The organism is Pseudomonas sp. CFSAN084952 (assembly GCF_009648855.1).
Classification (GTDB): Bacteria; Pseudomonadota; Gammaproteobacteria; order Pseudomonadales; family Pseudomonadaceae; genus Aquipseudomonas; species Aquipseudomonas paracarnis.
Window position 1 is genome coordinate 1,372,668 of the sequence record NZ_CP045767.1, and the last position, 25,981, is coordinate 1,398,648.

Annotated in this window: 21 protein-coding genes; 6 read left to right on the plus strand and 15 right to left on the minus strand. The window is 60.4% G+C overall.

The genetic code is table 11. The features are described from left to right. Positions 1-3: 3 nt before the first annotated feature. Together GH769_RS06385 and GH769_RS06390 are read right to left on the minus strand one after the other, a co-directional pair. Positions 4-306 carry a contact-dependent growth inhibition system immunity protein gene (locus tag GH769_RS06385; protein ID WP_032903691.1) on the minus strand — a complete coding sequence of 101 codons (303 nt, stop codon included), beginning with the start codon at positions 304-306 and terminating at the stop codon, positions 4-6. Next, positions 303-4,970 carry an RNase A-like domain-containing protein gene (locus tag GH769_RS06390; protein ID WP_153649960.1) on the minus strand — a complete coding sequence of 1,556 codons (4,668 nt, stop codon included), beginning with the start codon at positions 4,968-4,970 and terminating at the stop codon, positions 303-305. Before GH769_RS06390 ends, GH769_RS06385 begins: the two co-directional genes overlap by 4 nt. Positions 4,971-5,243: 273 nt before the next feature. On the opposite strand from GH769_RS06390, the gene GH769_RS06395 reads away from it, so the two are divergent. Next, on the plus strand, positions 5,244-6,329 hold the full coding sequence (locus tag GH769_RS06395) for a DUF1615 domain-containing protein (RefSeq protein WP_019821407.1): 1,086 nt from the start codon (positions 5,244-5,246) through the stop codon (positions 6,327-6,329). Here the strand turns inward: GH769_RS06395 and GH769_RS06400 are convergent, their stop codons facing one another. Further along, a complete protein-coding gene (locus GH769_RS06400) occupies positions 6,330-7,124 on the minus strand; it encodes a DUF4349 domain-containing protein (RefSeq protein ID WP_014717968.1) in 795 nt (264 codons plus the stop codon). It lies immediately after the preceding gene. Between the two features lie 157 nt (positions 7,125-7,281). Between GH769_RS06400 and GH769_RS06405 the strand changes: the two genes are divergently transcribed. Beyond that, positions 7,282-7,704 carry a PaaI family thioesterase gene (locus GH769_RS06405; RefSeq protein WP_014717969.1) on the plus strand — a complete coding sequence of 141 codons (423 nt, stop codon included), beginning with the start codon at positions 7,282-7,284 and terminating at the stop codon, positions 7,702-7,704. 244 nt (positions 7,705-7,948) lie between these two features. Here the strand turns inward: GH769_RS06405 and GH769_RS06410 are convergent, their stop codons facing one another. Genes GH769_RS06410 through GH769_RS06420 form a run of 3 tightly spaced genes read right to left on the minus strand, consistent with a single transcriptional unit; the run spans position 7,949 to position 10,531 of the window. Beyond that, on the minus strand, positions 7,949-9,130 hold the full coding sequence (locus tag GH769_RS06410; RefSeq protein WP_003190325.1) for an acetyl-CoA C-acetyltransferase: 1,182 nt from the start codon (positions 9,128-9,130) through the stop codon (positions 7,949-7,951). An 11-nt stretch (positions 9,131-9,141) separates the two neighbouring features. After that, a complete protein-coding gene (locus GH769_RS06415; RefSeq protein WP_005786928.1) occupies positions 9,142-9,801 on the minus strand; it encodes a CoA transferase subunit B in 660 nt (219 codons plus the stop codon). A gap of 31 nt (positions 9,802-9,832) precedes the next feature. Continuing rightward, entirely contained in the window at positions 9,833-10,531 is a 699-nt protein-coding gene (locus tag GH769_RS06420) for a CoA transferase subunit A (protein ID WP_003190329.1), read from the minus strand. A 133-nt stretch (positions 10,532-10,664) separates the two neighbouring features. Between GH769_RS06420 and GH769_RS06425 the strand changes: the two genes are divergently transcribed. Next, on the plus strand, positions 10,665-11,567 hold the full coding sequence (locus GH769_RS06425) for a LysR family transcriptional regulator (RefSeq protein ID WP_108538350.1): 903 nt from the start codon (positions 10,665-10,667) through the stop codon (positions 11,565-11,567). A gap of 58 nt (positions 11,568-11,625) precedes the next feature. Here GH769_RS06425 and GH769_RS06430 read toward each other — a convergent pair whose 3' ends face one another. From GH769_RS06430 to GH769_RS06455, 6 genes are all read right to left on the minus strand, one after another. Then, positions 11,626-11,955, minus strand: coding sequence for a hypothetical protein (locus GH769_RS06430; RefSeq protein WP_003190335.1), 330 nt, complete (start codon positions 11,953-11,955; stop codon positions 11,626-11,628). A gap of 597 nt (positions 11,956-12,552) precedes the next feature. Next, positions 12,553-13,398: an NAD-dependent protein deacetylase gene (locus tag GH769_RS06435; protein ID WP_032903468.1), complete on the minus strand. Its 846-nt coding sequence runs from the start codon at positions 13,396-13,398 to the stop codon at positions 12,553-12,555. A gap of 9 nt (positions 13,399-13,407) precedes the next feature. Next, positions 13,408-13,848 (minus strand): CBS domain-containing protein, encoded by a 441-nt coding sequence (locus GH769_RS06440; RefSeq protein WP_032903469.1) that lies wholly within the window; start codon positions 13,846-13,848, stop codon positions 13,408-13,410. Positions 13,849-13,977: 129 nt separating this feature from the next. Next, positions 13,978-15,927, minus strand: a complete 1,950-nt coding sequence (locus tag GH769_RS06445) for a DNA topoisomerase III (protein ID WP_032903512.1) — start codon at positions 15,925-15,927, stop codon at positions 13,978-13,980. 217 nt (positions 15,928-16,144) lie between these two features. Then, a complete protein-coding gene (locus GH769_RS06450; RefSeq protein WP_020303184.1) occupies positions 16,145-17,767 on the minus strand; it encodes an MFS transporter in 1,623 nt (540 codons plus the stop codon). A 91-nt stretch (positions 17,768-17,858) separates the two neighbouring features. Continuing rightward, positions 17,859-19,526, minus strand: coding sequence for a GMC family oxidoreductase (locus GH769_RS06455; protein ID WP_032903470.1), 1,668 nt, complete (start codon positions 19,524-19,526; stop codon positions 17,859-17,861). A gap of 128 nt (positions 19,527-19,654) precedes the next feature. Between GH769_RS06455 and GH769_RS06460 the strand changes: the two genes are divergently transcribed. After that, positions 19,655-20,548 (plus strand): LysR family transcriptional regulator, encoded by an 894-nt coding sequence (locus tag GH769_RS06460; RefSeq protein WP_014717977.1) that lies wholly within the window; start codon positions 19,655-19,657, stop codon positions 20,546-20,548. A gap of 132 nt (positions 20,549-20,680) precedes the next feature. Here GH769_RS06460 and GH769_RS06465 read toward each other — a convergent pair whose 3' ends face one another. From GH769_RS06465 to GH769_RS06475, 3 genes are all read right to left on the minus strand, one after another. Further along, positions 20,681-22,540 (minus strand): DUF3857 domain-containing transglutaminase family protein, encoded by a 1,860-nt coding sequence (locus GH769_RS06465; protein ID WP_032903471.1) that lies wholly within the window; start codon positions 22,538-22,540, stop codon positions 20,681-20,683. A gap of 179 nt (positions 22,541-22,719) precedes the next feature. Further along, the gene (locus GH769_RS06470; RefSeq protein WP_019821422.1) at positions 22,720-24,066 is read right to left on the minus strand and encodes a glutamine synthetase family protein; all 1,347 of its coding nucleotides are present in this window, start codon (positions 24,064-24,066) and stop codon (positions 22,720-22,722) included. 11 nt (positions 24,067-24,077) lie between these two features. Continuing rightward, entirely contained in the window at positions 24,078-24,635 is a 558-nt protein-coding gene (locus tag GH769_RS06475; RefSeq protein WP_019821423.1) for a helix-turn-helix domain-containing protein, read from the minus strand. 269 nt (positions 24,636-24,904) lie between these two features. Here GH769_RS06475 and GH769_RS06480 point away from each other — a divergent pair, with 269 nt between their 5' ends. After that, a complete protein-coding gene (locus GH769_RS06480; protein ID WP_050587242.1) occupies positions 24,905-25,396 on the plus strand; it encodes a transposase in 492 nt (163 codons plus the stop codon). Positions 25,397-25,613: 217 nt separating this feature from the next. After that, positions 25,614-25,922: an RcnB family protein gene (locus tag GH769_RS06485; RefSeq protein WP_014717981.1), complete on the plus strand. Its 309-nt coding sequence runs from the start codon at positions 25,614-25,616 to the stop codon at positions 25,920-25,922. Positions 25,923-25,981: the final 59 nt, after the last annotated feature.

Sequence of the window (25,981 nt, forward strand, 5' to 3'; positions counted from 1 at the left end):
AAATTATTTAATGGCGTTTTTTAATGTTAAGGTAACATGGTTTAACCACGTTTGCCCATCACTCCATTCATTAGGGTAATAGTAATAACAGCCGATATCAGAGAGTAAAAAGTCTTGAAGATCTTGCTCTGTTTTTTTGGCTGATATTAGTTTTTCTAGCTCTGATAGCACTATTTTTATCGTATCTTCAGGCGACTCCGAAATAAAAAAATCAATTACGTCGTTTGCGCTTTTGTGATCATCAACCCAATCTTGATTGAAGTATCCAGCAAGAAATTGCTGCAGCTCGGGGTAGTCTTTATTCATGGGTTTGGAAACCCTGTGTGAATTCGATATCCAGTATGCATTTTTTGGTCTCTGCGAATAATTAAGTAAATTTCTTTTCCGGGTACAGGTGTCGTAGTGTTCTTTTTGAAACTTGTGCCGATTGGCTCTGGGGATAGTTGAGTGATGACTATCTGCTGGTTGTTTCCTTCTAGGAAGTCTTTGATTTTGTCTTGATTGTTATCCAATACCTTTGAAACGGCGAGTTCAGCTGTTGCGCGATCATGAAACGTAGAGGCTGCCGGGATATGTGGTTCCTGTCTCAAGCGGTCAAGCAGCTGTTGATCAGTTCTACCGACATGCTTTTGCATTAGATGTCCTCCTGCCGCCTCATGTGCGGCTAAACCTCCTCCTGGAACGATTACGCTATACGGCCCTTCAGGGCAGCTTGTTTTTTTACAGCTAAGTCCCAGCGGGTCTACCCAACCTGTCGGATTGGGCACATACCGGTACCCATTGATCCCCCCCGCCAACTTCACCGGGTCCGGCGTCAGGTAACGACCAATATCCGGATTGTAGTAGCGATGGCGGTTGTAGTGCAGGCCGCTTTCCGCATCGAAATACTGACCCTGGAAGCGCAGCGGGTTGTCGATGTTGCCTACGTCGAGCCGGGCGATCTGGCCGTAGGCGCGGTAGTGGGCGGACCAGACGATTTCGCCTTCGGGGCTGGTCAGTTCTTGCGGGGTGCCGAGGTGGTCGAGTTGGTAGTGGTAGGGCTTGGTTTCTTTTGGGCCGAAACCGTCCAATAGTGCCAATGGGCGGAAGCTGCCGGGTTCGTAGAGGTAGCTGCGATGGCGTTCTGCATGGTGTTCGGCAATTAGCTTGTCGCCTTGCCAGAAAAACTCTGTGGTTATGTCATCCACGGTCTTGCTGATGCGCCGCCCAAATGGATCGTAGCGATAGCTGGCGGTTTGGCCGTTGGGCGTTGTAACCCCGACCAACCGATGCTGGGAGTCGTAGCGGTACTCAGTGACAACTTGCTGGCCTTTACCGCGTCGTTCGCGGATGAGGTTGCCGAAGGCGTCGTAGTCGTAATGACGGTCGCCCTGGATCATCAGGCGGTTGGCCGCAACGATGTCCGGGCCGGGGCGGTCTTGCATCAGCAGGTTGCCGGCGGGGTTGTGGCCGAAGCGTTCCTGTACGTCTTGGGAGTGGTCGGCGCGGGTCAGGCGGGCGAGGGGGTCGTAGTGGTAGCGGTGTTCGCCTTTGCGGGTGTCGAGCAGGCGGGTGAGGTTGCCGGATTTGTCGTAGTCGTATTGGCGTTGGTAAAAATGGTTTTGCTGTTGGGTTACCGCATGGGCGTGTAGGCGGCTCTGGTCATCGTAGTGGTAGTGGCTGAGCAGTTGGCCTTGCTGGCGCTGGTGTTCGCGGCCGCTCTTGAACAGATGTGAGGTGAGTACTTCACCGTTGAGTTCGACCGTGGCGAGGTGGCCGCCTTTGTCGTGGTTGAAGGTGACGCGGTTGTTGTCCGGCAGGCACAAGGTTTTAAGCTGCCCGCAGGCGTCGTAGCCGTAGCGCAGGGTGCCCCAGCCTTGGTGTTCGGCGGTGAGGCGGTTTTGGCGGTCGTATTCGTAGGCCAACGCCCAGTGGCCGTCTTCGACGCTGAGGAGGTTGCCTTGGCGGTCGTAGGCATAGTCGACAATGCTGGCATCGGGCAGGATTTTTCGGACGAGGCGTCCGGCGTGGTCGCGCTCGTAACGGGTGATTAGCTGACTGTTATCGTCGCCGTATTCGGTCTTCTCCAGCAGGTGGCCGTTGAGGTCGTAGGCATAGGCGGTGCGCTGGCCGTCGAAGCCGGTTTCCTGGCGGATCAGGCCATTGAGGTGGTAGTCGAGTTGGTAGGTTTCGCCGGCTTCGTTTTCGATCTCGGTGAGCAGCAGCCGAGTGTTGTCGTAGCGGTACTTGATCTGGGTGCCGTCGGCGTTGAGGCGGCGGCTGATCAGGTGCAGGCCGTCGGCGTATTCATAGCGGGTGACGTGGCCGAGTTCGTCGCGTTCGGCGATGATTTTGCCGTAGGGGTTGTAGCTGAATTCCCTACAACCACCACCGGGCTCGATCAGCTTTAGCAGACGCCCGACGGCATCCCATTGATATTGAGTTTGAGCCCCATGCTCATCCTCACGCGCAATCTGCCGGCCTAGATCGTCATAGCGATAACGCTTGATCCCGCCGTTGGGCAATTGCTCTTCAAGCAACTGCCCACGCTCGTTCCACACCAGCCGATGGCAACTGCTGTCGGGATACCAAACACCGGTCAGTTGTCCCTGTTTGTTGTAGCTGTAGTCAGTAACCTCACCATCGGGATCGGCCCTACGCGTTACATCGCCTTGCTCATTACGCTCATATTTCCAGACCGCCTCACCACGGCGCACAACTCGTACGAACCCATTGTCATGCTCGTAGGATGTCGGCTCATCCTCCCCCGGAAACAGCGCCACCAAGCGTCCGGCGTCGTCATATTGATAGGCCGTCACCGCGCCCATCGGGTCTTGCTCGACGGTCAGCCGGCCCTGGTCGTCGTAGGATTTGAAATGCGTGGCACCATCCGGATCAATCCTCTGTACCAGCCGCGCCCGCTGATCATGGACATACACTTCCTGGCTACCATCGGCGTTATGCACCGTGACACGCCCGTCATCCCCCCAGGCGTAACGCGTGTCCATCTGCGAAAAACTTGCCCAATGCCGGACGCAGCGCGCCGCCTTGCCAGCGTGTTCCCATTCCCAATAGAAACTCGCGCCTCCGGCCAACTGCCGCTCGAGAATGACGTGCTGATCGTCGTACCGATAACGCTCGCTTTCCCCGACAGCATTGGTCGCGCAAACCAGTCGTCCGTCTTCGTCATAGGCGTAGGAAACAAGGTTCTGCTCGGTCTCCCACACGTAGGGCTCTCGCCCTTTGGCACGATGTACTTGGTAGTCCACCGCAACGATGCGATCCAGCTCATAACGCAACAGCAACGAGCGACCCGCGCCGTTATCCAGCCGCTCAATCCGCCCGGAACGATCACGGCAAATGCGTAGACGGTTGTCATACGCATCGCTGATCGCAGTCAGTACACCGTCGCGAAAGTGATAGAACCGTGACGCTTGGGCCAGCACCAACTCGTCAGGCGCCGAACCCAAATAGATCGCCGCTTCCGCCAGGCTATTGGTGATTGCGGGCCGAGAGTCGCTGGGCAATGGAAACTGCGTATGGCGGTTCTCATGATCGGTCCACACCACCGAATCGCCCGACACCACCAGCCGATGAGCCAGCGCATGGCTCCAACCCAACCCCAGCCCACAATCGACCTCCACCGCGCTAGTGCGATACAGCCGTGTCCACTCAAACGGCAAAATCCCGTCCAGCGCGCCGTCGGTGAGGGTGAGCAATTCCTCGCCGGTGACCATCGACACCGGGCAGCCGTGAGTGACTGTTTTATCCGCAGGCGCCGCCGCATCGCCCTTCGGATTCGACGCCACAGTTGGCACATCATCGACAGGCTCCTGACGGACCAACGTCGTGCGCTGGGTCTTGTCGCGCACCATCGGCACCGGGTTCGAAACCAGCGTGTCGCCCGCCTTCAACGGCACAGCCGGCACCGTCTTAATCGGCGTCGCCGCACTGCTCAGCAACACCGGCTTGGCGGCCTCCACATGGGTTTCCAGCCGAGGCCCCACTACTTGCTTGGCCAGCAATTCCAACAACGCCCGCGCCCGCCCGGATTTGACGTGACTGAGCACACGAGCCCCCAATCGCACCATCACGCCCATCGCACCCAACACGCGAATCAGCAGCAGATTGATCAGCACCTCACCGGTAATCTCACCCCACAGTTCAGCCATCTCCGGTGGCGGGAGCATGCGCATCCAGCTGACCAGCGCCGACAGGTAGATAAACAGCAGCGGCTCATCACTGAGCACCAACAAGCCTTGGGCTATCGCATCACTGCCCAGTGTCAGCAGTTCATCGAGCTCGGTTTGAGAAAGGTATTGCAGCAGTTTTTCGCTGTTGGGCTTGAGGTCCGCCAGCAGCGCAGACAGCTCGCCAATGTTGTCCCACAGGCTGTAAAGCGCTTTGCCTAACCCACTGGCAAAAGCCGCTTCCAGCAAGCGGCGCCGCTCAAGCGGGCGGGCGTCTGCATAATTTTTCCACTGGGCCTGGAAGGTGTCGGTCCACTCTTTGCGCAGCCGGGCTTCCAACGCTGCGATCACTGACTGGTAGGACGCATACAGTGCTTTGAGGTGATCCTGGGAAACGTTGGGGTAGAAACTCACCCGGTATTGCTGGTTGCGATCACACTCGGTGACTTCGAGGATGCCACTCGGGCCGATGGTCTTGTGGAGGGGCTCGCCCAGCGGGCCGCCGTTTGGATCAACGCGTTGCACGATCACCGGGGTGTTGCCGATGGGTACGAACCTCGTGCTCTGGAACATATGCACCAGGGTCAAGGTACCCGTGGCCTGGCAGGTGGCGACGGTGCTGCTGGGAAACAGGGAGCGATTGATCGGGGCAACCAGCGCGACGTCATCCCCGACCTTGAACACCTGTTCGACGTCCAGCGCGGAGAAGCTCCAAAAGCTTTTGGCCCAATCGTCAAAGGTGTTCAAGCAATCGCGAAAGTCACGGAAGACGCCCTCGACGTCGACCGTTTCCACGTTCATTGGCGTCAGCGCCAGCCTGCCAATGGCCGGGTTCAAGTGGCGGCCCCGTCAACCGCACGCGTCACGAAAAAAACCATCTGCATTCCCTCGCACTGTTTGATCAGGCGAGGGACTTTGCAGAGGTTTGCCGGGGTGAGGAGTAGAGCTTATCCGGCAGTGGTGTGGGATGTTTCAGTTACTGCCAGGCACTGGGTTCGGCATGCCGACGAACCCCGGTTAGACTTACCTGTCGATATCAGCACTGCCCGGCCCGTCGTTAACCAAGGAAGCCTCATGTATTCAACCCGTCTGCTGTTCTGCCTTATTCCGTTGTGGGTACTGGCCGGTTGCTCCACTTCCCGTGGCCCCCAGCAGCCCGAGCGCAGTGAAGCCGAGGTGAAGGCGCAGATCGTGCGCCTGCTGCCGGCCAAGGTGTCGGACCGCAACGGTTGGGCCCAGGACATCTACACCGCCTTCGACACCCAGAAAATCTACCCCAGCACCGAAAACATCTGTGCGGTATTGGCGGTGACCGAGCAGGAGTCCACCTATCAGGTCGACCCGCCGGTGCCGGGCATGGGCAAGATCGCCCAGGATGAAATCCTGCGCCGCGCCGCCAAGGTGCATGTGCCGGCATTCGTGGTGCGCAGCGCCTTGCAACTGCGCTCGCCCACCGGCAAAACCTACGCCGATCGTTTGAATGCCGCCCGTACGGAAAGGGATTTGAGCGGCATCTTCGACGACTTCATCAGCATGGTGCCCCTGGGCAACACCCTGTTTGGCGGGTTCAACCCGGTACACACTGCAGGCCCCATGCAGGTCAGTATCGACTTTGCGCAGAAACAGGCGCGGGGTTATCCCTACACGGTGGACGGTACGATTCGCCGCGAAGTGTTTACCCGTCGCGGCGGCATGTACTTCGGCATCGCCCACTTGCTCGGCTACCCGGTGAGCTACGACCAGCCGCTGTACCGCTTTGCCGATTTCAACGCCGGTTGGTACGCCAGCCGCAATGCCGCGTTCCAGGCTGCAGTCAGTCGTGTTTCAGGCAAAGAGCTGGCGCTGGATGGGGATTTGATCCGCTATGGCTCATTGCTGCCCGGCACCACCGAGCTGGCGGTGCGTTCACTGGGGGCGAAATTAGATATGCGCAACCCGAGCATCCGCAGCCAACTGGAGCAGGGCGAGCAGTTGGATTTCGAGGACACCACCTTGTACAAGCGCGTTTTCAGCCTGGCCGACCAGGCGGCCGGCAAGCCGCTGCCTCGGGCGATCCTGCCGGGTATTGTGCTCAAGAGCCCGAAGATCACCCGCAACCTGACCACGGCCTGGTTTGCCAAGCGCGTGGATGAGCGTTACCAGCGCTGCATGAAGCGCTGATCAACCGCGACGCTTGACGAACCGGCGCCACAAGCCCACCCACAACCACACCACCGGGAACGCCAGGATCACGAAGGGCAGCACATAGCTGGCACGTTCCAGGGCGTCTGCGGTGCCGTTCACCAGGTTGTCTCCCAGGTTGCTGAACATCCGGGTGAACCTTGACACCTGGTTGGCGCCGTCCGAGGAACGGAAGTTCAAGGTCACGCGGTTGGTGTCGAGGCGGCGTTGCTGGCCGGCGGCAACCTGAGCCAGTTCCTGCAGCTCGTTTTCAATGCCGGCTTGCTCTTTGCTCAGGACGATCAGATCGCTGACGGTGATGTCCTTGCGCTTGGCCAGTTCATCGAGGCGTTGCTGCTGAGCTTGCAGGCGGTCCTGGCGGCGGCGTACATCCGCCACGGCATCGGCCAGGTCTTCGGCAGTGGTGATGCGCTGGCCGAGCTTACCGCCTTCGGCCGCCAGGGCGACCATCGGCTCCACACCCGTGGGCGCGATCCGCAGGATGATCTGGCCACCTTGGCCGTCTTCGGTAATGCCAAGGATATTGCAGGCACCAAAGCGCGCCGTTTCACACGCCTCACGAGTGGCCTGCATACGCGGCGCAAGCAGGCCGCCGGGCAGGGCCAGGGTCAATTCATGCTCATAGGCCAGTTGCGCCCCGGCCTTGCCCTGTTCGCCATTGATGACGGTGGCGCGAGAGTGGTCCTTGGGGGAACAACCGGCCAAGGCCAGGCCAGCAAGCAAGATCAACAGCGGCGCGCGAAGCGGGTGGGAGTTGCCGTCCAGGTGGCGCATGGCGTTTCCTTGAAATGTGCAGGAGAAATTGGCCGAGATTAAAGCGGGTCTGGCCCATTAACGCAAAGCATTGCCCGGGATTTGCCCGGCTGATGGTGGTGGCTGCCGGGTCGAGGCTGGCGTACACCTCAAGCCTCACACCAGGGAAGCATCCGCCATGAACGCTCAGACCGTCCCCCAAGGCTTTGTCCCATTGCCGCGCAGCAGCCCGTTGCTGGAACTGCTCGGCCCGGCGTATTGCCGTGGCGAAGGTTTGCAATTGGAAGTCGGCCTGCGCGCCGATCATCGCCACGCCAATGGGCGAGGTACGGTGCACGGCGGGGTGCTGGCGACGCTGGCCGATATCGGCATGGGGTACGCCATGGCGTTTTCCAGTGAGCCGCCGTTGCCGTTGATTACCGCCAGCATGACCGTGGATTACCTGGGCGCCGTGCAGGTAGGGGAGTGGATGGTGGTGCGTCTGGAAAGCCATAAGCGCGGACGGCAGATGGCGTTCGCCACGCTGAGTTTGCAAGTGGAGGAGCGCGTGGTGCTGCGGGCGAGCGCGGTGTTTGCGGTGCCGCAAGCTGACAGGCAGTGAGATCAAATGTGGGAGTTGGCTTGCCTGCGATAGGGGTGTGTCAGTTAGCAATGATCTGACTGATAGACCGCTATCGCAGGCAAGCCAGCTCCCACATTTTTATCGAGTTCATTCAGGGGATATCGATAAAAGAAAAGGCCTGGCTTTTCGTGGAGCCGGGCCTTTTCTGTGTTGCTCTTATTGGCATGGGGGCCGCTACGCAGCCCAACGGGAGCAAGCTCCCTCGCCACAACCGCGATCCGGTTCAGTTGCGTTCGAGCGCCAGGGCCACGCCTTGGCCGCCGCCGATGCACAGCGTTGCCAAGCCTTTCTTGGCATCGCGCTTGATCATTTCGTGCAGCAGGGTCACCAGTACGCGGCAGCCTGAAGCACCGATCGGGTGGCCGATGGCGATGGCGCCGCCGTTGACGTTGACCTTCTGCGCGTCCCATTCCAGCTCTTTGCCCACCGCCAGGGATTGCGCGGCGAAGGCTTCGTTGGCTTCGATCAGGTCTAGATCAGCCAACTGCCAGCCGGCCTTGTCCAGGCAGCGGCGGGTGGCCGAGACCGGGCCGATGCCCATGATGGCCGGGTCGACGCCCGCGTTGGCGTAGCTGGCGATACGCGCCAGTACGGGCAGGCCGAGAGCCTTGGCTTTGTCGGCGCTCATCAGCAGCACGGCCGCAGCGCCGTCGTTCAGGCTCGAGGCGTTGCCGGCGGTGACGCTGCCGTCTTTCTTGAACGCAGGCTTGAGCTTGGCCAGGGATTCGGCGGTGGTGCCGGCGCGGGGTTGTTCGTCCACCGCGAAGGCCACCGGGTCGCCTTTGCGCTGGGGAATCAGGATTGGCGTGATCTCATCGGCAAAGCGCCCGGCTTCGATAGCGGCCGCGGCTTTTTGCTGTGAGGCGGCGGCAAAGGCGTCCTGGGCTTCGCGGCTGATGCCGTACTTGTCCACCAGGTTCTCGGCGGTGATGCCCATGTGGTAATCGTTGAACGCATCCCACAGGCCGTCGGTGATCATGCTGTCGATCATCTTCGCGTGGCCCATGCGCAACCCGGTGCGTGCGGCAGGTAATACGTACGGGGCCAGGCTCATGTTCTCCATGCCACCGGCAATGATCACCTCGGCGTCGCCGCAACGAATGGCCTGTGCGCCCAGGTGCAAAGCCTTTAGGCCCGAACCGCAGACCTTGTTCAGCGTCAGGCTCGGCACCGCGTGGGGCAGGCCGGCAAGGATCGAAGCCTGGCGTGCCGGGTTCTGGCCGCTGCCTGCGGTGAGCACCTGGCCGAGGATCACTTCATCCACTTGCGCCGGGTCCAGGCCGGTCTGCTCCAGCAGGCGACGGATTACGGCGGCGCCCAGTTCCGGGGCCGGAATGTTCGCCAGCGAACCTTGGAAGCTGCCCACGGCGGTGCGGGTGGCAGCAACAATCACGACGTCTTGCATGGAATCTGTCCTCACTGGAAGTGCATTTCTGGAACGTGGTCCGGGACGATCAGTTTACCGGCGGTCTTGCTCACAATCTCTTCAACGCTGACGCCAGGTGCGCGTTCCTTGAGGACAAAAGCGCCATTTTCGATTTCCAGGTACGCCAGGTCCGTGAGCACACGCTTGATGCAGTTGGCACCGGTCAGCGGCAGGCTGCATTGGCTGAGCAACTTGGACTCACCGTCTTTGGATGCGTGAGTCATGATCACAATGATGTTTTCTGCGCCGGCCACCAGGTCCATGGCACCGCCCATGCCCTTGACCAGTTTGCCGGGGATCATCCACGAAGCGATGTTGCCCTGTACGTCCACTTCGAATGCGCCCAGTACGGTGAGGTCGACATGCCCACCGCGAATCATCGCGAACGACTCGGCGGAGGAGAAGATCGAGGCGCCGATGCGTGCGGTGACGGTCTGCTTGCCGGCGTTGATCATGTCGGCGTCGATGGTTTCTTCGGTCGGGAACGGGCCCATGCCAAGCAGGCCGTTTTCCGATTGCAGCATCACTTCCATGCCGTCGGGGATGTAGTTGGCCACCAGGGTCGGAATGCCGATACCGAGGTTGACGTAGTAACCGTCCTGCATCTCGCGGGCAACGCGTTGAGCCATTTGTTCGCGGGTAAGCGCCATGATTGTTTCCTCTTATTGTTCTGGACGGGGATTATTTGCGGACGGTGCGCTGTTCAATGCGCTTTTCGAAGGTGCCGCAGATGATCCGGTCGACGTAGATGCCAGGGGTGTGGATCTGCGCCGGGTCCAGCTCGCCCGGTTCGACGATTTCCTCGACTTCGACCACGGTGATCTTGCCGGCGGTGGCGGCCAGCGGGTTGAAGTTCTGGGCGGTGTGACGGTAGATAACGTTACCGAAGTGGTCGGCTTTCCAGCCTTTGACGATGGCAAAGTCGCCGGTGATGGACTCTTCCATCAGATACGGGCGGCCCTTGAATTCGCGGGTTTCCTTGCCTTCGGCAACGGGGGTGCCGACGCCAGTGGCGGTAAAGAAGGCCGGAATGCCGGCACCGCCTGCGCGCATTTTTTCTGCCAGGGTGCCTTGAGGGGTAAGCACCACCTCAATCTCGCCGCTGAGCAGTTGTTTCTCGAAGAGGGCGTTTTCACCCACGTAGGAAGCGATCACTTTGCTGATCTGCTTCTGTTCCAGCAGCACACCCAGGCCGAAGCCATCGACGCCACAGTTGTTGGAGACCACCGTCAGGTCGCGGGTACCTTTGCGCTTGATTTCGGCAATGAGGTTTTCCGGAATGCCACACAGGCCAAAACCACCGGAGAGCACGGTCATGCCGTCTTCCAGGCCTGCCAGCGCTTCTTCATAGGACGCCACGCGTTTATCGAAACCTGCCATATGCACCTCTTTTATTGTTTGTGGTCCAGCCAGTGAGTTGAGTGTTGCGCCAGCGGATTGATTTGTTAAGTTGTTTTTTAAGGTTGATTGATTTAGAAAACAGCATAGTCCAGTCGTCGTCCGGAGCTGCGTCATGACCGTTAAACAGATGCGTGCCTTTCTCGCTGTTGCTCAGAGTCTGAGTTTTGCCGCTGCCTGCGAGCGTTTGCACCTCTCCCAGTCGGCGTTGAGCTTGACCATCAAGGGCCTCGAAGAAGGCTTGGGCGGGCGCCTGTTCAGCCGTAATACCCGAAACGTCGCGCTGACCCCTGAAGGTGAGTCCCTGTTACCCCTGGCCCGCCGGTTGATTGCCGACTGGGACAACGCTGAGGACGAACTGCGCCAGCGTTTTACCTTGCAACGGGGGCGTGTCACGGTGGCAGCGATGCCATCGTTTGCTGGCAACCTGCTGCCGCCCATCCTGAAGATATTCCGCGCCCGTTACCCTCAGGTGAACGTGACGGTGCATGACCTGATCAATGAGCAGGTGCTGGAGATGGTGCGCGACCGTCAGGTGGAGCTGGGGGTGGCGTTCGAGCCGTCCGATGGTTCGTCATTGGCGTTCACGCCGTTGTACCTGGATCGCTTTGTCGCCGTGGTCCCAGGCGATTCAGCCTTGGCACAGTGTGCTGAAATCGACTGGGAAGCCTTGTTGGAACAGCCGTTCATCACCCTGCAACGGCCTTCCACTGTGCGGGTGATGCTGGAAGAACACCTCGGCGCCTTGCAGATGAAATTGCCCGTTGCCTTGGAAAGCCATCAATTGGCGACGGTGGGCAAAATGGTTGCCAGCGGTTTGGGGGTTAGCGCGGTGCCAGCGTTATGCACCAGGCAGATGGAGGAGGCGGGAGCCCATTGCATTACCTTGACTGGCCCGGTGATCGAGCGACCGATTGGGGTGCTGACCAAGCCGGGGCATGAACTGTCGGCGGCGGCGCAGGTGTTGTTTGATATCTTTCGGGATGAGGCGGGGAAGGGCAGGTTTCCAACTTTTTAAATCAGTAAATACACCTGTGGGAGCTGGCAAGCCAACTCCCACATTGATTGAGTACTACTTAGTAGTAACGGTCGATCACTTTAACTTGCGAGCTGTCTTTGAAAGACGCCCAGGCATTGTTAAGTGTGTCGAACACTTGCTCGATAAAGTTGCGATCAGCGGCGGCCTTCTTGCCGACATAACCCTGGCCACGGCGGTACATCTTCAGGCGCGCCGCCAGCTCACGGTTGTTACGGTCAAACTCGGCTTCTTCGGTATGGGGCGCCAGGCAGTCAATTTGCACTTCGCCGGATTTGCCAATCCACAGGATATGGTCGTCGAGTGTGTCTTTCTGCGCTGCGAACATCTCAGCCAATTCATCGATAGTGGGTTGGTTGTTCAGATTCATGTGTAAGCCCCTTGACCAGTTGGCGATCTATCAGTTGATTCGTTAATACCAGTAAGTTGTCTCCGGTCACTAAAACCGGGCGTCAGCGACGGGCTGCCGAATACGGGCAGGGTCTTGAAGCTGATGCATGTAGTCTTGCTGATGGACTGCTACGCAATGCTCTGATCACGAAGACAAGCCGCGTTTGAGCGCCTTGTACCTGTCCCTTCCGGGGCCGGTCAGCTTCATCAATCTGCCTTGTGGGCAGTGCACATCCGGAAAAACAGCTCGGCGGTCAGACGAGCCTGTTCAAAACACTTGTTACCAACGCTCTCGATCCGAGAGACGTCTAGATCATGCAAGGACAAAAAGGTTACGTCAACGGTTATGTAGTGATTATTTTTGCTCACTACATAAATTGCCGCGGGGACGGGGGAATGCGCGAAAACGTGACTTGGGCGTCATTTTCTGTGCGGTGGGTCGCAGGGTTTTGGTGGCGAGTTTACGCAGATCCCCTGTGGGAGCTGGCTTGCCTGCGATGGCGATGTGTCAGTGAGCACATGTTCGCCTGACACACTGCTATCGCAGGCAAGCCAGCTCCCACATGTTGATGCGTCGCTATCTCAATCTCTCGGACAGTAAGGGTAATAGCCGCTCGCACGAGGCCTGGATCTTCACCTGCAACAGCTCATCACCCCGAGTCTTGCCCAGGTTGATGGCAATCACCGGCTTACCCTGATCGACCATCGCCTTGCACAGGCGAAACGCCGAATAGGCCATCAGCGATGACCCCACCACCAACAGTCCTTCGGCATGCTCTACCGCCGTCATTGCCTTGAGCGCCGTCGCTGGTGCGACGTTCTCGCCAAAGAACACCACATCCGGTTTCAGCCGTTCGCCATTGCAATGTGGGCAGTGGGGTACCTGGAAGCGCTGTTCAAAGGCCGGATCGAGCAAGGTGTCGCCATCCGGCGCTTGCACCGCATGAACCTGTGCCATGTGCGGGTTATCGACCTCCATCTGCCGCTGGATCACGTCGCGCTCGCTACGCAATTGGCAATCCAGGCACAGCACCCGATGCAAGCTGCCATGCAGCTCGATCACACCCTGGCTGCCGGCCTGGTCATGCAGAGTGTCGACGTTCTGCGTAATCAGCCCGCTGATGTGGCCACGGTGCTGCAGCGTCGCGAGCGCCAGGTGGGCCTTGTTCGGCTGGGCAACGCGCACCCGTGGCCACCCCAGCATCGCCCGCGCCCAGTAGCGGCGCCGCGCCTCGGGAGTGGCGAGGAATTCCTGGTACATCATCGGTGGCTTGCCCCGGCGTACACCTTCCCCGTCCCGGTAATCCGGGATACCTGAAGATGTACTGATCCCTGCGCCGGTCAGCACCAGGAAACGCCGGCCGGTCATGGCCCGGTGCAGGGTGTCGAGGTGATCTTCCTGATGGTCCAGCGTGTCGAGCATGGGTTCCCCCTATTCGCCGCGGATGTACTGTTCCAGCTGCTGGATCAAGGCCGCTTGTTCGGCAATCGCTTCCTTGACCAGGTCACCGATGGACAGCAGGCCCAGCAGTTTGCCGTCTTCGACCACCGGCAGGTGGCGCAGGTGACTGTCGGTCATGATGTTCATGCATGCCTCGACACTCTTGTGAGTATCCACCGTGATCACCGGCGAGCTCATCACCTCATGGACCTTGGTGGTGACCGACGAGAGGCCCTTGAGCATGATTTTGCGCGCGTAATCCCGTTCACTGATGATGCCGACCACCACGTCATCCTTGACCACTGGCAAGGCACCGACGTTTTTCTCGGACATCCGCACCAGCGCTTCAAACACGGTGTGGTCCCATTTGATCGTGTGGACGTCCTGGTTTTTCTGCTCCTTGGCTTTCAGCAGTTGTGCAACGGTCTTCATGGCGGCCACTCCGGTGTTGTTGTTGGTAGTCCAGATCCCCTACAGAATCCTAGACCGAACTCGCCGGAGCAAGGGCCAATGCGGCGTTAAACCTGTCGAAAAACGTCATGTGCCGGTTTTTTTCGGTATCTATCCCGCATTTACCGGCTTTTTCCCGCGTTTGGGGCTGGCGCCGGCCTTGCGCGGGGCGGCCTTGCGTTTCTTTTTCCAGGGCGTTGCACCTCGTCCAGCCGGGCTGGCGGGGCCAGTGATAGTCATGCGCATGCCGTTACAGCGTGCCACCTGCTTGCTCATCCACGCCGCTTGCTTGGCGACGAATTCCTCCAGGCTCATTTCGCCGCTTTGCACCATGTCCAGCGCCTGTTCCCAGATGGCGGTGGTGCCGGGGTCGGCGATGGCGCGGGGCACTGCGTCAATCAGGCTGAACGCGGCCGGGGTTGCCGACAGGGCCTTGCCGTTTTTCACCAGATAACCGCGGTCCAGCAAGCCCTGGATGATCCCGGCGCGGGTGGCCTCGGTGCCGATGCCAGTGGTGTCCTTGAGTTTTTGCTTGAGCAACGGGTCCTCCACCAGCTTGGCGACGTTTTTCATGGCCTTGATCAGGTCGCCTTCAGTAAAGGGCTTGGGCGGCTGGGTCCACAGGTCCTTGAGGTTGACCTTGGCCACGGCGTAGTCGTGGCCCTGCACCAGCGTCGGCAACGCTTGGGGCGCAGGGGCTTCGCGACCTTTGGCGGGTGCCAGCGCTTCGGGCAAGGCGCGTTTCCAGCCCGGTTCAATAATGACTTTGCCCACCGCGCGCAACGCTTGGCCGGCACAGTCGAAATCGGCCTGGGTGCGGTCGTATTCATGGTTGGGCAGGAACTGCGCCAGGTAGCGCGCACGAATCAGCGTATAGACCGCACGGTGCTTGCCGGTCAGTTGGCTGACCTCCTTACCGGCTCCGGTGGGGATGATGCCGTGGTGGGCGCTGACTTTCGCGTCGTTCCAGGCCCGCGAACGGCGCCGAGGGTCGATGTGCGACATCAGCTCGTTGACCGCCGTGTCCGCACGGCCCAGCGCCGGAAGAATCTTCGGCGCTTCACTGTGCTGGCTCAACGGCAGGTAGCCGCAATCGCTGCGTGGGTAGGTGATGGCCTTGTGGGTTTCGTACAGGGATTGAGCGATGTCCAGGGTTTCCTGGGCGCCCAGGCCGAGCTTCTTCGAACAGATCTCCTGCAAGGTGCCGAGGTCGAAGGGCAGGGGCGCCACTTCGCGCATGCGCTCGGTACGCAGTTTCACCAGTCGCGCCGTGGCGGCGTTGAGCATGGCGTCGGCGGCGTCCCGCGCCAGTTGCGGGTTGAGGCAACGGCCCTGGTCGTCACAGGCATCGTCAGGGGCGCGCCATTGGGCGGTGAAGGTCATGTGCTCGTGACGCAGGTCGACATCAATGGCCCAATAGGCCACCGGCACGAAGTCGGCAATGCTGCGATCACGGTCCACCACCAGGCGCAGGGTCGGGGTTTGCACGCGGCCTACCGGCAGCACGCCCTGGTAACCGGATTGGCGCCCCAGCAGGGTAAACAGGCGGCTCATGTTCATGCCGATCAGCCAGTCGGCACGCGAGCGCCCCAGGGCCGAATGATACAGGCTGAAGGTTTCTGCACCGGGTTTGAGCGCCGCCAGGGCCTTGCGAATGGAGGCGTCGTCGAGCGCCGACAACCACAGCCGCTGGATCGGCCCGCGGTAGCGGCAGTGTTCTACCAGTTCACGGGCGATCATCTCGCCTTCACGGTCGGCGTCGGTGGCGATCACCAGTTCTTGGGCTTCGCCCAGCAAGCGCTTGACGGCCTTGTATTGGCTGGCGGTCTTGGGCTTGACCAGCATCTTCCATTTTTCCGGGACGATCGGCAGGTCGGCCAGCACCCAGCGTTTGTATTTGGCGTCGTAGGCGTCGGGCGGGGCGGTTTCCAGCAGGTGGCCGATGCACCAGGTGACCGTGACTCCATTACCCAGCCAGCACCCATCGCCACGGCGGCTGGCGCCAAGCACAGCCGCGATATCCTTGGCCTGGGAGGGTTTTTCACAGAGGTACAGCCGCATGGTCATCACATCAGATCGGGTTGATGCCTTGCAGGATGCTTATTTGAAGGGGTTTGAGCAACCATTATCTGTATGGATGTACAGCAATTTGTGTGGGTGCCATACGTCGCTGTAGGAGCGAGCTTGCTCGCGAAGGTCGTTAACGATGACGCGGGGCGCCTGGTGCCCCGCGTTGCTCTCAGGATCTTCGCCAGCGAGCTCCTACAAGGGAGAGGTATCAGTTTTTTTCGATATCCACATGCCGGGTTTCCTTGAGGCAGAACAACCCGACGATCAGGCTCACGCCCGTCACCACCACCGGGTACCACAACCCATAGAAGATATCGCCGGTGTACACCACCAGGGCAAACGACACAGTGGGCAGGAACCCGCCAAACCAGCCGTTACCGATGTGGTAGGGCAGGGACATCGAGGTGTAGCGGATGCGCGTCGGAAACAGCTCCACCATCAGCGCCGCCAAGGGCCCGTAGCACATGGCGGCGATGAAGATCAGCACCACGATCAGCACCACCACCATCACCTTGTTGACCTGGGCCACATCCGCCGATGACGGGTAACCGGCCAGGGCCACGGCGCCACGCAGGGCCGCTTCATCAAAACCGTCGATACGCACATCGCCGACGCTCACTTGCACCGGGCTGCCCGCAGGGGCGGCGGCGCTGCTGTAGGGCAGCCCCTGTTTGACCAGGAAGGTCTTGACCTTGTCGCAGGGGCTGTCAAAACGTGCCTTGCCCACCGGGTCGAACTGGAAAGTGCAGGTGGCCGGGTCGGCCAGTACGGTGATCGGCGCCTGTTGGCTGGCCTGGTCCATTGCGGGGTTGGTGTAGTGCGCCAGGCCCTTGAAGATCGGGAAGTACAGCGCGGTCGCCAACAGCAGGCCGAGCATCAGCACCGGCTTGCGCCCGACCTTGTCCGATAGCCAGCCAAACAGGATAAAGAACGGTGCGCCGATCACCACGCTGATGATCAACAGCATATTGGCCAGGGCTGGGTCCATGCGCAGGAACTGGGTGAGGAAGAACAGCACATAAAACTGCGCTGCGTAGAAGGTCACCGCCTGCCCGCCGTTGATGCTGAACAGCGCGATCAGCACCACCTTGAGGTTTTCCCACTTGCCGAAGGACTCGCGAATCGGCGCCTTGCAGGCCTTGCCTTCCTCTTTCATCTTCAAGAAGGCGGGCGATTCGTGCAGGCTCATGCGGATCCAGGTCGAGATGCCCAGCAGCACGATGGAAAACAGGAACGGAATGCGCCAGCCCCACACTTCGAACTGATCGCCGGTGAAGTAACGGCAGGCCAGCACCACCAGCAGCGACAGCAGCAAGCCGAGGGTGGCGGTGGACTGAATCCAGCTGGTGTGCAGGCCGCGCTTGCCCGGTGGCGCATGCTCGGCCACGTAGGTAGCGGCGCCGCCGTACTCACCGCCCAGCGCCAGGCCCTGCAGCATGCGCAGCACAATGAGGATGATCGGTGCGGCAATGCCGATGCTGGCGTAGGTCGGCAGCAACCCGACGCAGAAGGTTGCCACGCCCATCAGGATGATGGTCACGAGGAAGGTGTACTTGCGCCCGATCATATCGCCCAGCCGGCCGAACACCAGCGCACCGAATGGCCGCACCACAAAGCCTGCGGCGAAAGCCATCAAGGCAAAGATAAACGCCGTGGTGTCGTTGACCCCGGCAAAAAACTGCTTGCTGATCACCGCCGCCAGGGCGCCGTAGAGGAAAAAGTCATACCACTCGAACACCGTCCCCAAAGAGGAGGCGAAGATGACCTTTCTTGATTCGTTGGCGGTACTTGCACTGGCCGCCGAGCCCAGGGGTTGAGCATGTTCTGACATCGGGTGTCCCTCACAGTGATTATTTATTGTTTTTCCACTGTCGGCGCCAACCTCGGCGCCGGTGTTTTTCAACTTCATATAGCGTTAATGGTTACGCGGGGTGCCCTGTGGTGCGCGGTGCTGGTGGGTTTTTCGCGAGCAAGCTCGCTCCTGCAGTGTTGGGTGACAGAATCAGCTGTGCGGCCTTCTCCGCGATCATCAGCGTGGGTGAGCAGGTATTGCCGGAGGTGATGCGCGGCATGATCGACGCATCGGCAATGCGCAGGCCGGGAATGCCGTGTACGCGCAGCTGGCTGTCGACCACGGCGTCTTTGTCATCGCCCATGCGGCAGGTGCCCACCGGATGGAAAATCGTGGTGCCGATCCGTGCAGCGGCCTCGTGCAGTTGTTCTTCAGTTTGCAGGGCTTCGCCGGGCAGGTATTCCACCGGTTTGAACTGGCTCAGGGCCGGAGCGGCGACGATGCGCCGGGTCAGGCGAATAGCGTCGGCCGCTACACGCAAGTCTTCGGGGTGGCTGAGGTAATTAGGCTGTATCAGCGGCGCATCCGCCGGGTTGGTCGAACGGATATCCACCCGGCCGCGACTTTGCGGGCGCAGGTCGCAGACCGACGCGGTAAATGCCGGGAAGCCGTGCAACGGTTCGCCAAAGCGTTCCAGGGACAGTGGCTGCACATGGTATTGCAGGTTGGCCGAGATCTGCTCCGGGCCGGAGCGGGCAAACGCGCCAAGCTGGCTGGGCGCCATCGACAGCGGGCCGCTGCGGTCGTACAGGTAGCGCAGGCCCATGCCCATCTTGCCCCACAAGGTACCGGCGATCTGGTTCAGGGTGCGGGCATTTTCCAGCTTGTAGATCAGGCGCAGTTGCAGGTGATCTTGCAGGTTGCCACCAACCCCTGGCAGCTCGTGCACCACGTTGATACCCAGCGGCTTGAGCACATGGGAAGGGCCGATCCCTGAGCGTTGCAGAATCCCCGGTGAACCCACGGAGCCGGCGCACAGCACAATCTCCTTGCGCGCCTTCCAGCTCATCGACTGGCCGTGTTGACGCCCCAGTACCTGGCAAGCACGCCCGTTCTCCAGTAGCACACGCTCAACCTCTACCTCAGTCAGCACGGTGAGGTTAGGGCGCTGGCGGATCGGCTTGAGAAACGCCTTGGCCGCATTCCAGCGCACACCGGCTTTCTGGTTGACCTGGAAGTAACCGCAGCCCTCGTTGTCGCCCTGGTTGAAGTCATTGATATTGGCGATGCCGCTTTGAGCCGCCGCCTCACGAAACGCATCGAGGATCGGCCACGACAGGCGCTGTTGCTCGACGCGCCACTCGCCGCCCTCGCTGTGGAATTCAGAGCCGCCGGCAAAATGGTTTTCGCTCTGTTTGAACAGCGGCAGTACGTCTTTCCAAGCCCAGCCCGCGTTGCCCGCCGCCGCCCAGCCATCGTAGTCCTGGGCCTGGCCGCGCATGTAGATCATGCCGTTGATGGACGAGCAGCCGCCCAGCACTTTGCCCCGTGGGTAACTCAAGGCGCGCCCCTGCAGGCCGGCTTGGGGTTGGGTCTTGAAGCACCAATCGGTGCGTGGGTTGCCGATGCAGAACAGGTAGCCGACGGGGATATGGATCCAGGGGTAGTTGTCGCGGCCACCGGCTTCCAGCAGCAGGACACGGTGAGCCGGGTTGGCGGACAGACGATTGGCCAGCAGGCATCCGGCAGGGCCGGCGCCGACGACGATGTAATCGTATTCAGCAGTTGCATTGGGCATCTGGGGCCTCGCTTGTTTTTCTTATTGGGCCCATCCTAGTTGTTAGTTTTCGTCTTAAAAATGTTAGTTTTTACCCACCCGCTGTGCGTTTTTAAACAACGCCGGCTGGCCCAGGCTCTGGAGGCGATATGTTCGACTGGAATGACCTGCGGTTTTTTCTCGAGTTGCAGCGCAGTGGCCGCCTGCTCACCGCCGCCCAACGCCTGAAAACCACGCATGCCACCGTGGCGCGGCACATCGACGCCATCGAGAAAAGCCTCGGCACGGCGCTGTTCGTGCAGCACGCCCAGGGCTATGAACTGACGCCCGCCGGCGAAGCGTTGCTCAAGCATGCCGAGGCTATGGAAAATGTGGCACTGCTGGCCGAAGATGAACTCACCCATTCTGCTGCGCCCCTGGGCAAGATCCGCCTCGGCGTAGCCGAAGGCCTGGGCGTGATGTTTCTGGCCGCACGCATGGGCGGGCTATTTGAACGCTACCCAGGGTTGGAGGTGGAGCTGGTCGCGGTGCCGCGCTTTGTCAGCATCCTCAACCGCGAGGCGGAGATCAGCATTCACTTGGAACGCCCCAGCGCCGACCAACTGGTGACGCGCAAACTCACCGATTATCGCCTGGCGCTGTACGCCAGCCGTGCCTATCTGGCGCGTAACCCGCCCATCGAAAAACGTGAAGACCTCGCTGCCCATGCCTGGATCGATTATGTCGATGACTTGCTGTTCAGCCAGGAACTGAAGTTCCTCAACAGCTTCTGCCGTAGCCCCAAGGTGGTGTTCCACAGCACCAGCGTGATCGCCCAGCACCAGGCGGCGCGTTCGGGGTTGGGGATTGCGGTGTTGCCGTGTTTCATGGCAGCTGGCGATGAGGCGTTGGTGCCGTTGTTGCCGGCAGAGGGCATTCAGCGCAGCTATTGGATCAGCTCGCGCCGGGAGCTGCACAAGTCGGTGCGGTTGCGGGTGTTGTGGGATTATGTAGTGGGGTTGTGCGCGCGGGAGCAGGGCTTGTTGCTCGGTGAATCCCGCTGACGCACACGGATTAAACGGTGGGAGCTGGCTTGCCTGCGATGGCGGCGTGTCAGCTTGCACATGAGTGGCTGATACACCGCCATCGCAGGCAAGCCAGCTCCCACATTTGGACTGTGTTGTGTCAGGGATGGTCTAGAGCTTCACCACCTGATGCACCTGCTCGGCACAGGCCCGAGCCTCTTCAATCATCTTTCCGAACGCATCGCTGGTGACTTCGGCATGGGTCAGCCAGCGCTTTTTCTGGCTCAGGCGATAGTGGTAGCGCAGCGAGCCGTCCTCAAGTTTGCCGTCCAGGTCGAGGTCGTACCAGGGCGAGCGCACCTTGCAGCCGGGGATGGCTTTTTCCATCTTCCCGCCAGCCAGGGTGTAGGTGTAGTCGTAGGTCTCTGGGTTGCCCAGGTAGAGGTCAGCCTGTTGCCCCTGGCGGCGATAGTTGATGTAGCCCTCCCAGCGGTCTTTCAAGGACGGGTCGGTGTAGACATAGTCATTGGCCAGTTTTTCCAGGGCGCGCTGATCGTTCATGCGGGCGGTGACGCTGTAGCCGTCATGTACCACAAAGCGGGTGGGTTCGCGGGTGATCTGGCAGTCGCTGATGTCATTGCCGAAGTTGGCGCAGATGTTCTGGTCGGTGGCGGTGGTGCCTTGCTGGCGGTCTGCGACGCTCAGTTGCATCAACGGCAAGCGGCTGAAGGTAATAGTCGCCTTGACCGCGCCATCTCCCTCTTTGCCGTACTGCACCTGTTTGTCCAGGCGTATCGAGACTTCGGGGCGCTCCAGTGGGATGTGTTCTTCGCGCACCTGGCCCTGCGCATCGTTTACCAATACCCAGCGGTCCTGAATGTCGGGCATGGTTTGGCCAGGGGCGAAGACCGGGTTGGTCGGGTCAAGCCACCACACCTGTCCATTCACTTCGGCACGCACGATGGCATGGTTCGGCGCCTGGGTGCCGGGGATCAGCAAGGCATCGACCACGTCGCCACGGCTGACCCACGCGGTCTCAGCCTTGATGCCGCTGGCCTTGAGCATGGCCGTCAGCAGGGTCGCCAGGTCCTTGCAGTCGCCGTAGCCGTGCTGCTCGATTTCCGCCAGGCTGAACGGCACATAGCCGCGCTCGGTCGCGCGCCAGTCACCCAGGTAGCGGTAGTGATCATTGATGTGCTGCATCAGCGCGGCCACTTGCTCAGCCGGCGCCAGGCTGCGTGCGGCGGCCACCGCGGTGGCGGCTTGCGCCGGCAGGGTGGCGCCGAGGATCTGGTTGTAACGCTGGGCGAAATCACCGAAGTACGCCTGGCGGTCCACGGCGCTGCCCACTTCCAGGCGTGGGACGCGCAGCAGTGCGGCGGCGGAGGATTCATTGATGTAGTTGAGGTAGGTCGGGGCTTTTTGCACCACGTCCAGGGTCTTGCCGTTGCTCGAAGGCGTTACCTTGAAACCGTCGAACAATTCACTTCGCCACTGGATCGGCCGTTCGGCGGTAAAGCGCGCCTTGAAGCGATCGCGGCGGGCTGAGCTGGGCCCGAATTTGAGCACATAGTGGAACTGAGTCATCAGCGGTTTGGCCGGGTAATGCTGGCGTACCGTGTAGCGGATCTGCGTGCCCACGCGCAGGTTGGGGAAGGCCAGGGAGGTTTGCTTGTCGCGGCTGAAGCCTTGGTCCGGGTTGGGTGCGCTGCGGGTATCGATTTGCGTGGCAGCCAGGGCGACCGGCTTGGCGCCAGGCTGAGTGGACTGTGCACTGACCACTTCAAAGGTGTCGGCTTCGGAGTAGTCGAAGTCGATGCGCGAGAGCATTTCGCGGCCGTTGGCCTTGAGAATTGTGTAGCGGTAGGTGGTGGTGCAGTCAGTGCTGGCGTCGCGGTTGAAGTGGCAGTGCAGCTCGGTGTCACTGGCCAGCGGGGCTTCGGCTATGGGTTGCAGGGCCGCGCTGACGGAATGGGAAACCAGCCCCAGACTGATCAAAATCAAAGGGCGGTGGAACGGAAAACGGTACATGGGCGCCTCGGGTGACACATTGAAACAGCTACCCGGCGGGTAGCGAGAAGGCGCCGGATGATAATGGATCTCAACGGCAAAGGCCAGGATTGTTCGACAATTTATCGGGCTGAAAGGCCCGTGCTAGAGCCTTTATTTGATTTGGATCAAGGTTTTTATGCCGCGAGCGCGTCACGCGCTTAGAGGAACCAGCGATATTCCCGCGCCTGGATCTCCTGCTGGAAAGCCAGGTGGTCCTGGCGTTTGTTCTCGCAATACACCTCGACAAATTCCGCGCCCAGCTTGTCGCGCAGTACTGGTTGTTGCTGCATGGCACGCACGGCGTCGAGCATTTCCACCGGGAAATCGGCGCCGCTGTTGCGGTCCTCGTTCAGTGGCGCGATGGGTTCGCGCTTGGCCTCAAGCCCATGCTCCAGGCCCACCAGGATCGCCGCCAGCACCAGGTAAGGGTTGGCATCGGCGCTGGCCAGGCGGTGCTCGATCCGCAGGTTGCGCGGGTCGGACTCGGGGATGCGCACACAGGCATCGCGGTCTTCAAAGCCCCAGCTCGCCCGCGTCGCAGCGTTAACCGTGCCGCCCAGGCGGCGGAAGGCATTGTGGTTGGGCGAGAAAATCGGCATGCAGTGGGGCAGTAATTCCAGGCAACCGGCTACGGCGTGGCGCAATGGCTGCTGCTGATGGGCCGCTAGCAAGTTATTGCCCGCTGCGTCGTAAAGGCTGACATGCACGTGCATGCCGCTGCCGGGAAATTGCAGGTAGGGTTTGGCCATGAAGCTGGCGCGGTAACCATGCTTGAGCGCGACGCCACGGGTGCTACGGCAGAACAGGGCGGCCCAGTCGGCGGCGCGCAGGCCGTCATCGCAGTGGCCGAAGTTGATCTCGAACTGGCCGGGGCCGATCTCGGCGGTGATCACCGTGATGTCGATGCCTTGGTCCTTGGCGGTTTGCGCCATGTCGTCGAGCACGTCGCTGAAACGCGACAGCCGTTCGATATGCAGGTTGGGCTGGTCGTCGGCATCCCCACTGAGCGGGTCGCGGGCAAATTGCGGCAGGCCGTTTTCCAGCTGTTTATCGAACAGGTAGAACTCCAGCTCAAACGCCACCACGGGATGAATGCCCTGATGCTGCAAGCGTTCCAGCACCTTGGCCAGGACTTCGCGGGGTTCGAACTCGATGGGCGCTTCGGTGCCGTCCGAGGTGATGAGCATTTGCCCCAATGGCTGCGACTCCCAGTTCACCGGTTTGAGCGTGCCGGGCACCAATCGGCGATTGGCGTCCGGGTCGCCATCGTTGAAGCAGTAGTCGCCAATCTTGAACAGCCCACCCTGGGCCCCCAGTAGCACCGCATTCTGCGGCAGCTTCAGCGGGCTGCCGGCGGCGATTTTTTCAAGCATCTCCACTGGGTAGCGCTTGCCGTAGAAATGCCCGGGAATGTCCAGGGCGATCAGGTCGACATAGCGCACGTCGGGGTGGTTCTGGCGAAAGCTCCGTACTTCGGCCAGCAACGTGGAGGAATGGCTTTTCACGGGTGCAGCTCCTAGTTGTAAACCCACAAGACGCGGGCGGGCAGGTCGGTCAGGTTGGCGTAGCGGCAGTGGGCGAAACTGGCGAGGTGGAAGCTGTCGCCGGGGCCGAGGGTGACTGGCTCGGCTTCGTCATCCACCCACAGGGTCAACTCGCCTTCGAGCACAAAACCAGCCTGTTCGGCGCGGTCGCTCATAGTCTGTTCGCCGCTGTTGGCACCGGGGGCCAACAGGCTGTCGAGCATCGAGAACGCGCCGTTCATGCTCGGCGACACCAGGATGTCGGTGATGCCGTTGGCGTAATACACCGTGCGCCGCTCGTTGGGGCGGGTCACCCAATCCACCGCCTTGGGTTTGGGCAGGCTGTAGAAATACGTGGTGGGCACGTCGAGGGCGTGGCTGATGGCGGTTAAATCGGCCACGGTCGGGCGCGACAGGCCACGTTCGACCTGGGACAGAAATCCCACCGATCGTTCGATTTTTTGCGCAAGTTGGGCCAGGGTGAGCTTCTTGTGCTTGCGCAGGTCGTGGATCAGCGCCGCGAGGGTGGCGAGTTCTTCTTGAGGGGTCATGAAATTTAATTCGAATAATTTCATGAAAAATTACACGATTATTTTCACGCTCGCAAACCCTATGCACAAACCCTTGTGGCGAGGGAGCTTGCTCCCGCTGGGCAGCGAAGCGGCCCCACCCCATTCACCGCATGCGTTCAGTGGATGCGCGGTGTGGCTTTTTGGGGCTGCTGCGCACCCCAGCGGGAGCAAGCTCCCTCGCCACAAAGGATTGGGAAATATGGGGAAACTGTATTGGGCAGGGACATCTCAGGTGCCTGCTAGGTTGAATGGACCATTCAACCATTCAGGGGAGCAAAGGATTGCTTCACAAGCCCAACTCTCATTTGTTGCGACGTGGCCGTTATTCGGAACCTGGTCGAGCTTATTTGGTAACTACCGTGGTTTATCAGCGTCGTCCGGTATTTGCCGATATTTACCTGGGGCGGCTATTGGTTGCCGAGCTCAAACGAGCCCATGACCTTGAGCTGGTCAACTCTTTGGCCTGGGTCATTATGCCGGATCACCTTCACTGGTTATTTGAATTGCGAAGCGCGACGCTGTCTGAAGTGATGAAGCGAGTGAAGTCGCGAAGCACACTGACCATCAACCGAGCCCGTCGCACACAGGGTGCTTTCTGGCAGAACGGCTATCACGATCGTGCGGTGCGAGCCGAGGGAGACCTTATCAAGGCTGCTCGCTACATCATCGCCAACCCACTGCGAGCCGGACTGGCCGGGCATGTTGGCGACTACTCACTCTGGGACGCCGCCTGGCTATAACGGTGTACCCCCACTGTGGCGAGGGAGCTTGCTCCCGCTGGGCCGCGAAGCGGCCCCAAAAAGCCCGACCGCGTACCCACTGAAAACATGCGGTGAATGGGTTGGGGCCGCTGCGCAGCCCAGCGGGAGCAATCTCTGGCCACAGGAAATACGGCTGAATGATTACGCGCCGCCGCGGTCGGAACCTGGGTACGCACCATTAATTGAAGGAGCACCCATGAAGTCGAAAACCTTAGCCGCTTGCCTGCTGGTCGCTGCCAGCTTTTCCTCCGTCAGCGCTGTCGTGCAGGCCGGCGATACCCCTCAGGAAACCGTGCAACCTTCAAACATCAACGCCCGTGACTTGAAAGAGGGTGATCGCGCCCCGGACATTTTGATGCGCGAGGAATCAGCGATTAAAGACTGGAAAAAACGCGGGCTCAAACAGCCCGAAGAAGAAAGCCAATGGGCGCGTGTAGGTGACAAGTACGTCCTGCTCAAGACCACCAACGGCACCATCCTGGAGATTACGCCAGTCAAGAAATAATTCCGCCGGGGCACCTGCTCGCTTCATGTTTCTTGCGTTAAGGTAACCGACCGCAATGG

Excerpts from the sequence above, each read along its gene's own strand:
- GH769_RS06385 (WP_032903691.1), bottom strand. The coding sequence starts at position 306 with ATGAATAAAGACTACCCCGAGCTGCAGCAATTTCTTGCTGGATACTTC.
- GH769_RS06390 (WP_153649960.1), bottom strand. The coding sequence starts at position 4,970 with ATGAACGTGGAAACGGTCGACGTCGAGGGCGTCTTCCGTGACTTTCGC.
- GH769_RS06395 (WP_019821407.1), top strand. The coding sequence starts at position 5,244 with ATGTATTCAACCCGTCTGCTGTTCTGCCTTATTCCGTTGTGGGTACTG.
- GH769_RS06400 (WP_014717968.1), bottom strand. The coding sequence starts at position 7,124 with ATGCGCCACCTGGACGGCAACTCCCACCCGCTTCGCGCGCCGCTGTTG.
- GH769_RS06405 (WP_014717969.1), top strand. The coding sequence starts at position 7,282 with ATGAACGCTCAGACCGTCCCCCAAGGCTTTGTCCCATTGCCGCGCAGC.
- GH769_RS06410 (WP_003190325.1), bottom strand. The coding sequence starts at position 9,130 with ATGCAAGACGTCGTGATTGTTGCTGCCACCCGCACCGCCGTGGGCAGC.
- GH769_RS06415 (WP_005786928.1), bottom strand. The coding sequence starts at position 9,801 with ATGGCGCTTACCCGCGAACAAATGGCTCAACGCGTTGCCCGCGAGATG.
- GH769_RS06420 (WP_003190329.1), bottom strand. The coding sequence starts at position 10,531 with ATGGCAGGTTTCGATAAACGCGTGGCGTCCTATGAAGAAGCGCTGGCA.
- GH769_RS06425 (WP_108538350.1), top strand. The coding sequence starts at position 10,665 with ATGACCGTTAAACAGATGCGTGCCTTTCTCGCTGTTGCTCAGAGTCTG.
- GH769_RS06430 (WP_003190335.1), bottom strand. The coding sequence starts at position 11,955 with ATGAATCTGAACAACCAACCCACTATCGATGAATTGGCTGAGATGTTC.
- GH769_RS06435 (WP_032903468.1), bottom strand. The coding sequence starts at position 13,398 with ATGCTCGACACGCTGGACCATCAGGAAGATCACCTCGACACCCTGCAC.
- GH769_RS06440 (WP_032903469.1), bottom strand. The coding sequence starts at position 13,848 with ATGAAGACCGTTGCACAACTGCTGAAAGCCAAGGAGCAGAAAAACCAG.
- GH769_RS06445 (WP_032903512.1), bottom strand. The coding sequence starts at position 15,927 with ATGCGGCTGTACCTCTGTGAAAAACCCTCCCAGGCCAAGGATATCGCG.
- GH769_RS06450 (WP_020303184.1), bottom strand. The coding sequence starts at position 17,767 with ATGTCAGAACATGCTCAACCCCTGGGCTCGGCGGCCAGTGCAAGTACC.
- GH769_RS06455 (WP_032903470.1), bottom strand. The coding sequence starts at position 19,526 with ATGCCCAATGCAACTGCTGAATACGATTACATCGTCGTCGGCGCCGGC.
- GH769_RS06460 (WP_014717977.1), top strand. The coding sequence starts at position 19,655 with ATGTTCGACTGGAATGACCTGCGGTTTTTTCTCGAGTTGCAGCGCAGT.
- GH769_RS06465 (WP_032903471.1), bottom strand. The coding sequence starts at position 22,540 with ATGTACCGTTTTCCGTTCCACCGCCCTTTGATTTTGATCAGTCTGGGG.
- GH769_RS06475 (WP_019821423.1), bottom strand. The coding sequence starts at position 24,635 with ATGACCCCTCAAGAAGAACTCGCCACCCTCGCGGCGCTGATCCACGAC.
- GH769_RS06480 (WP_050587242.1), top strand. The coding sequence starts at position 24,905 with ATGGACCATTCAACCATTCAGGGGAGCAAAGGATTGCTTCACAAGCCC.
- GH769_RS06485 (WP_014717981.1), top strand. The coding sequence starts at position 25,614 with ATGAAGTCGAAAACCTTAGCCGCTTGCCTGCTGGTCGCTGCCAGCTTT.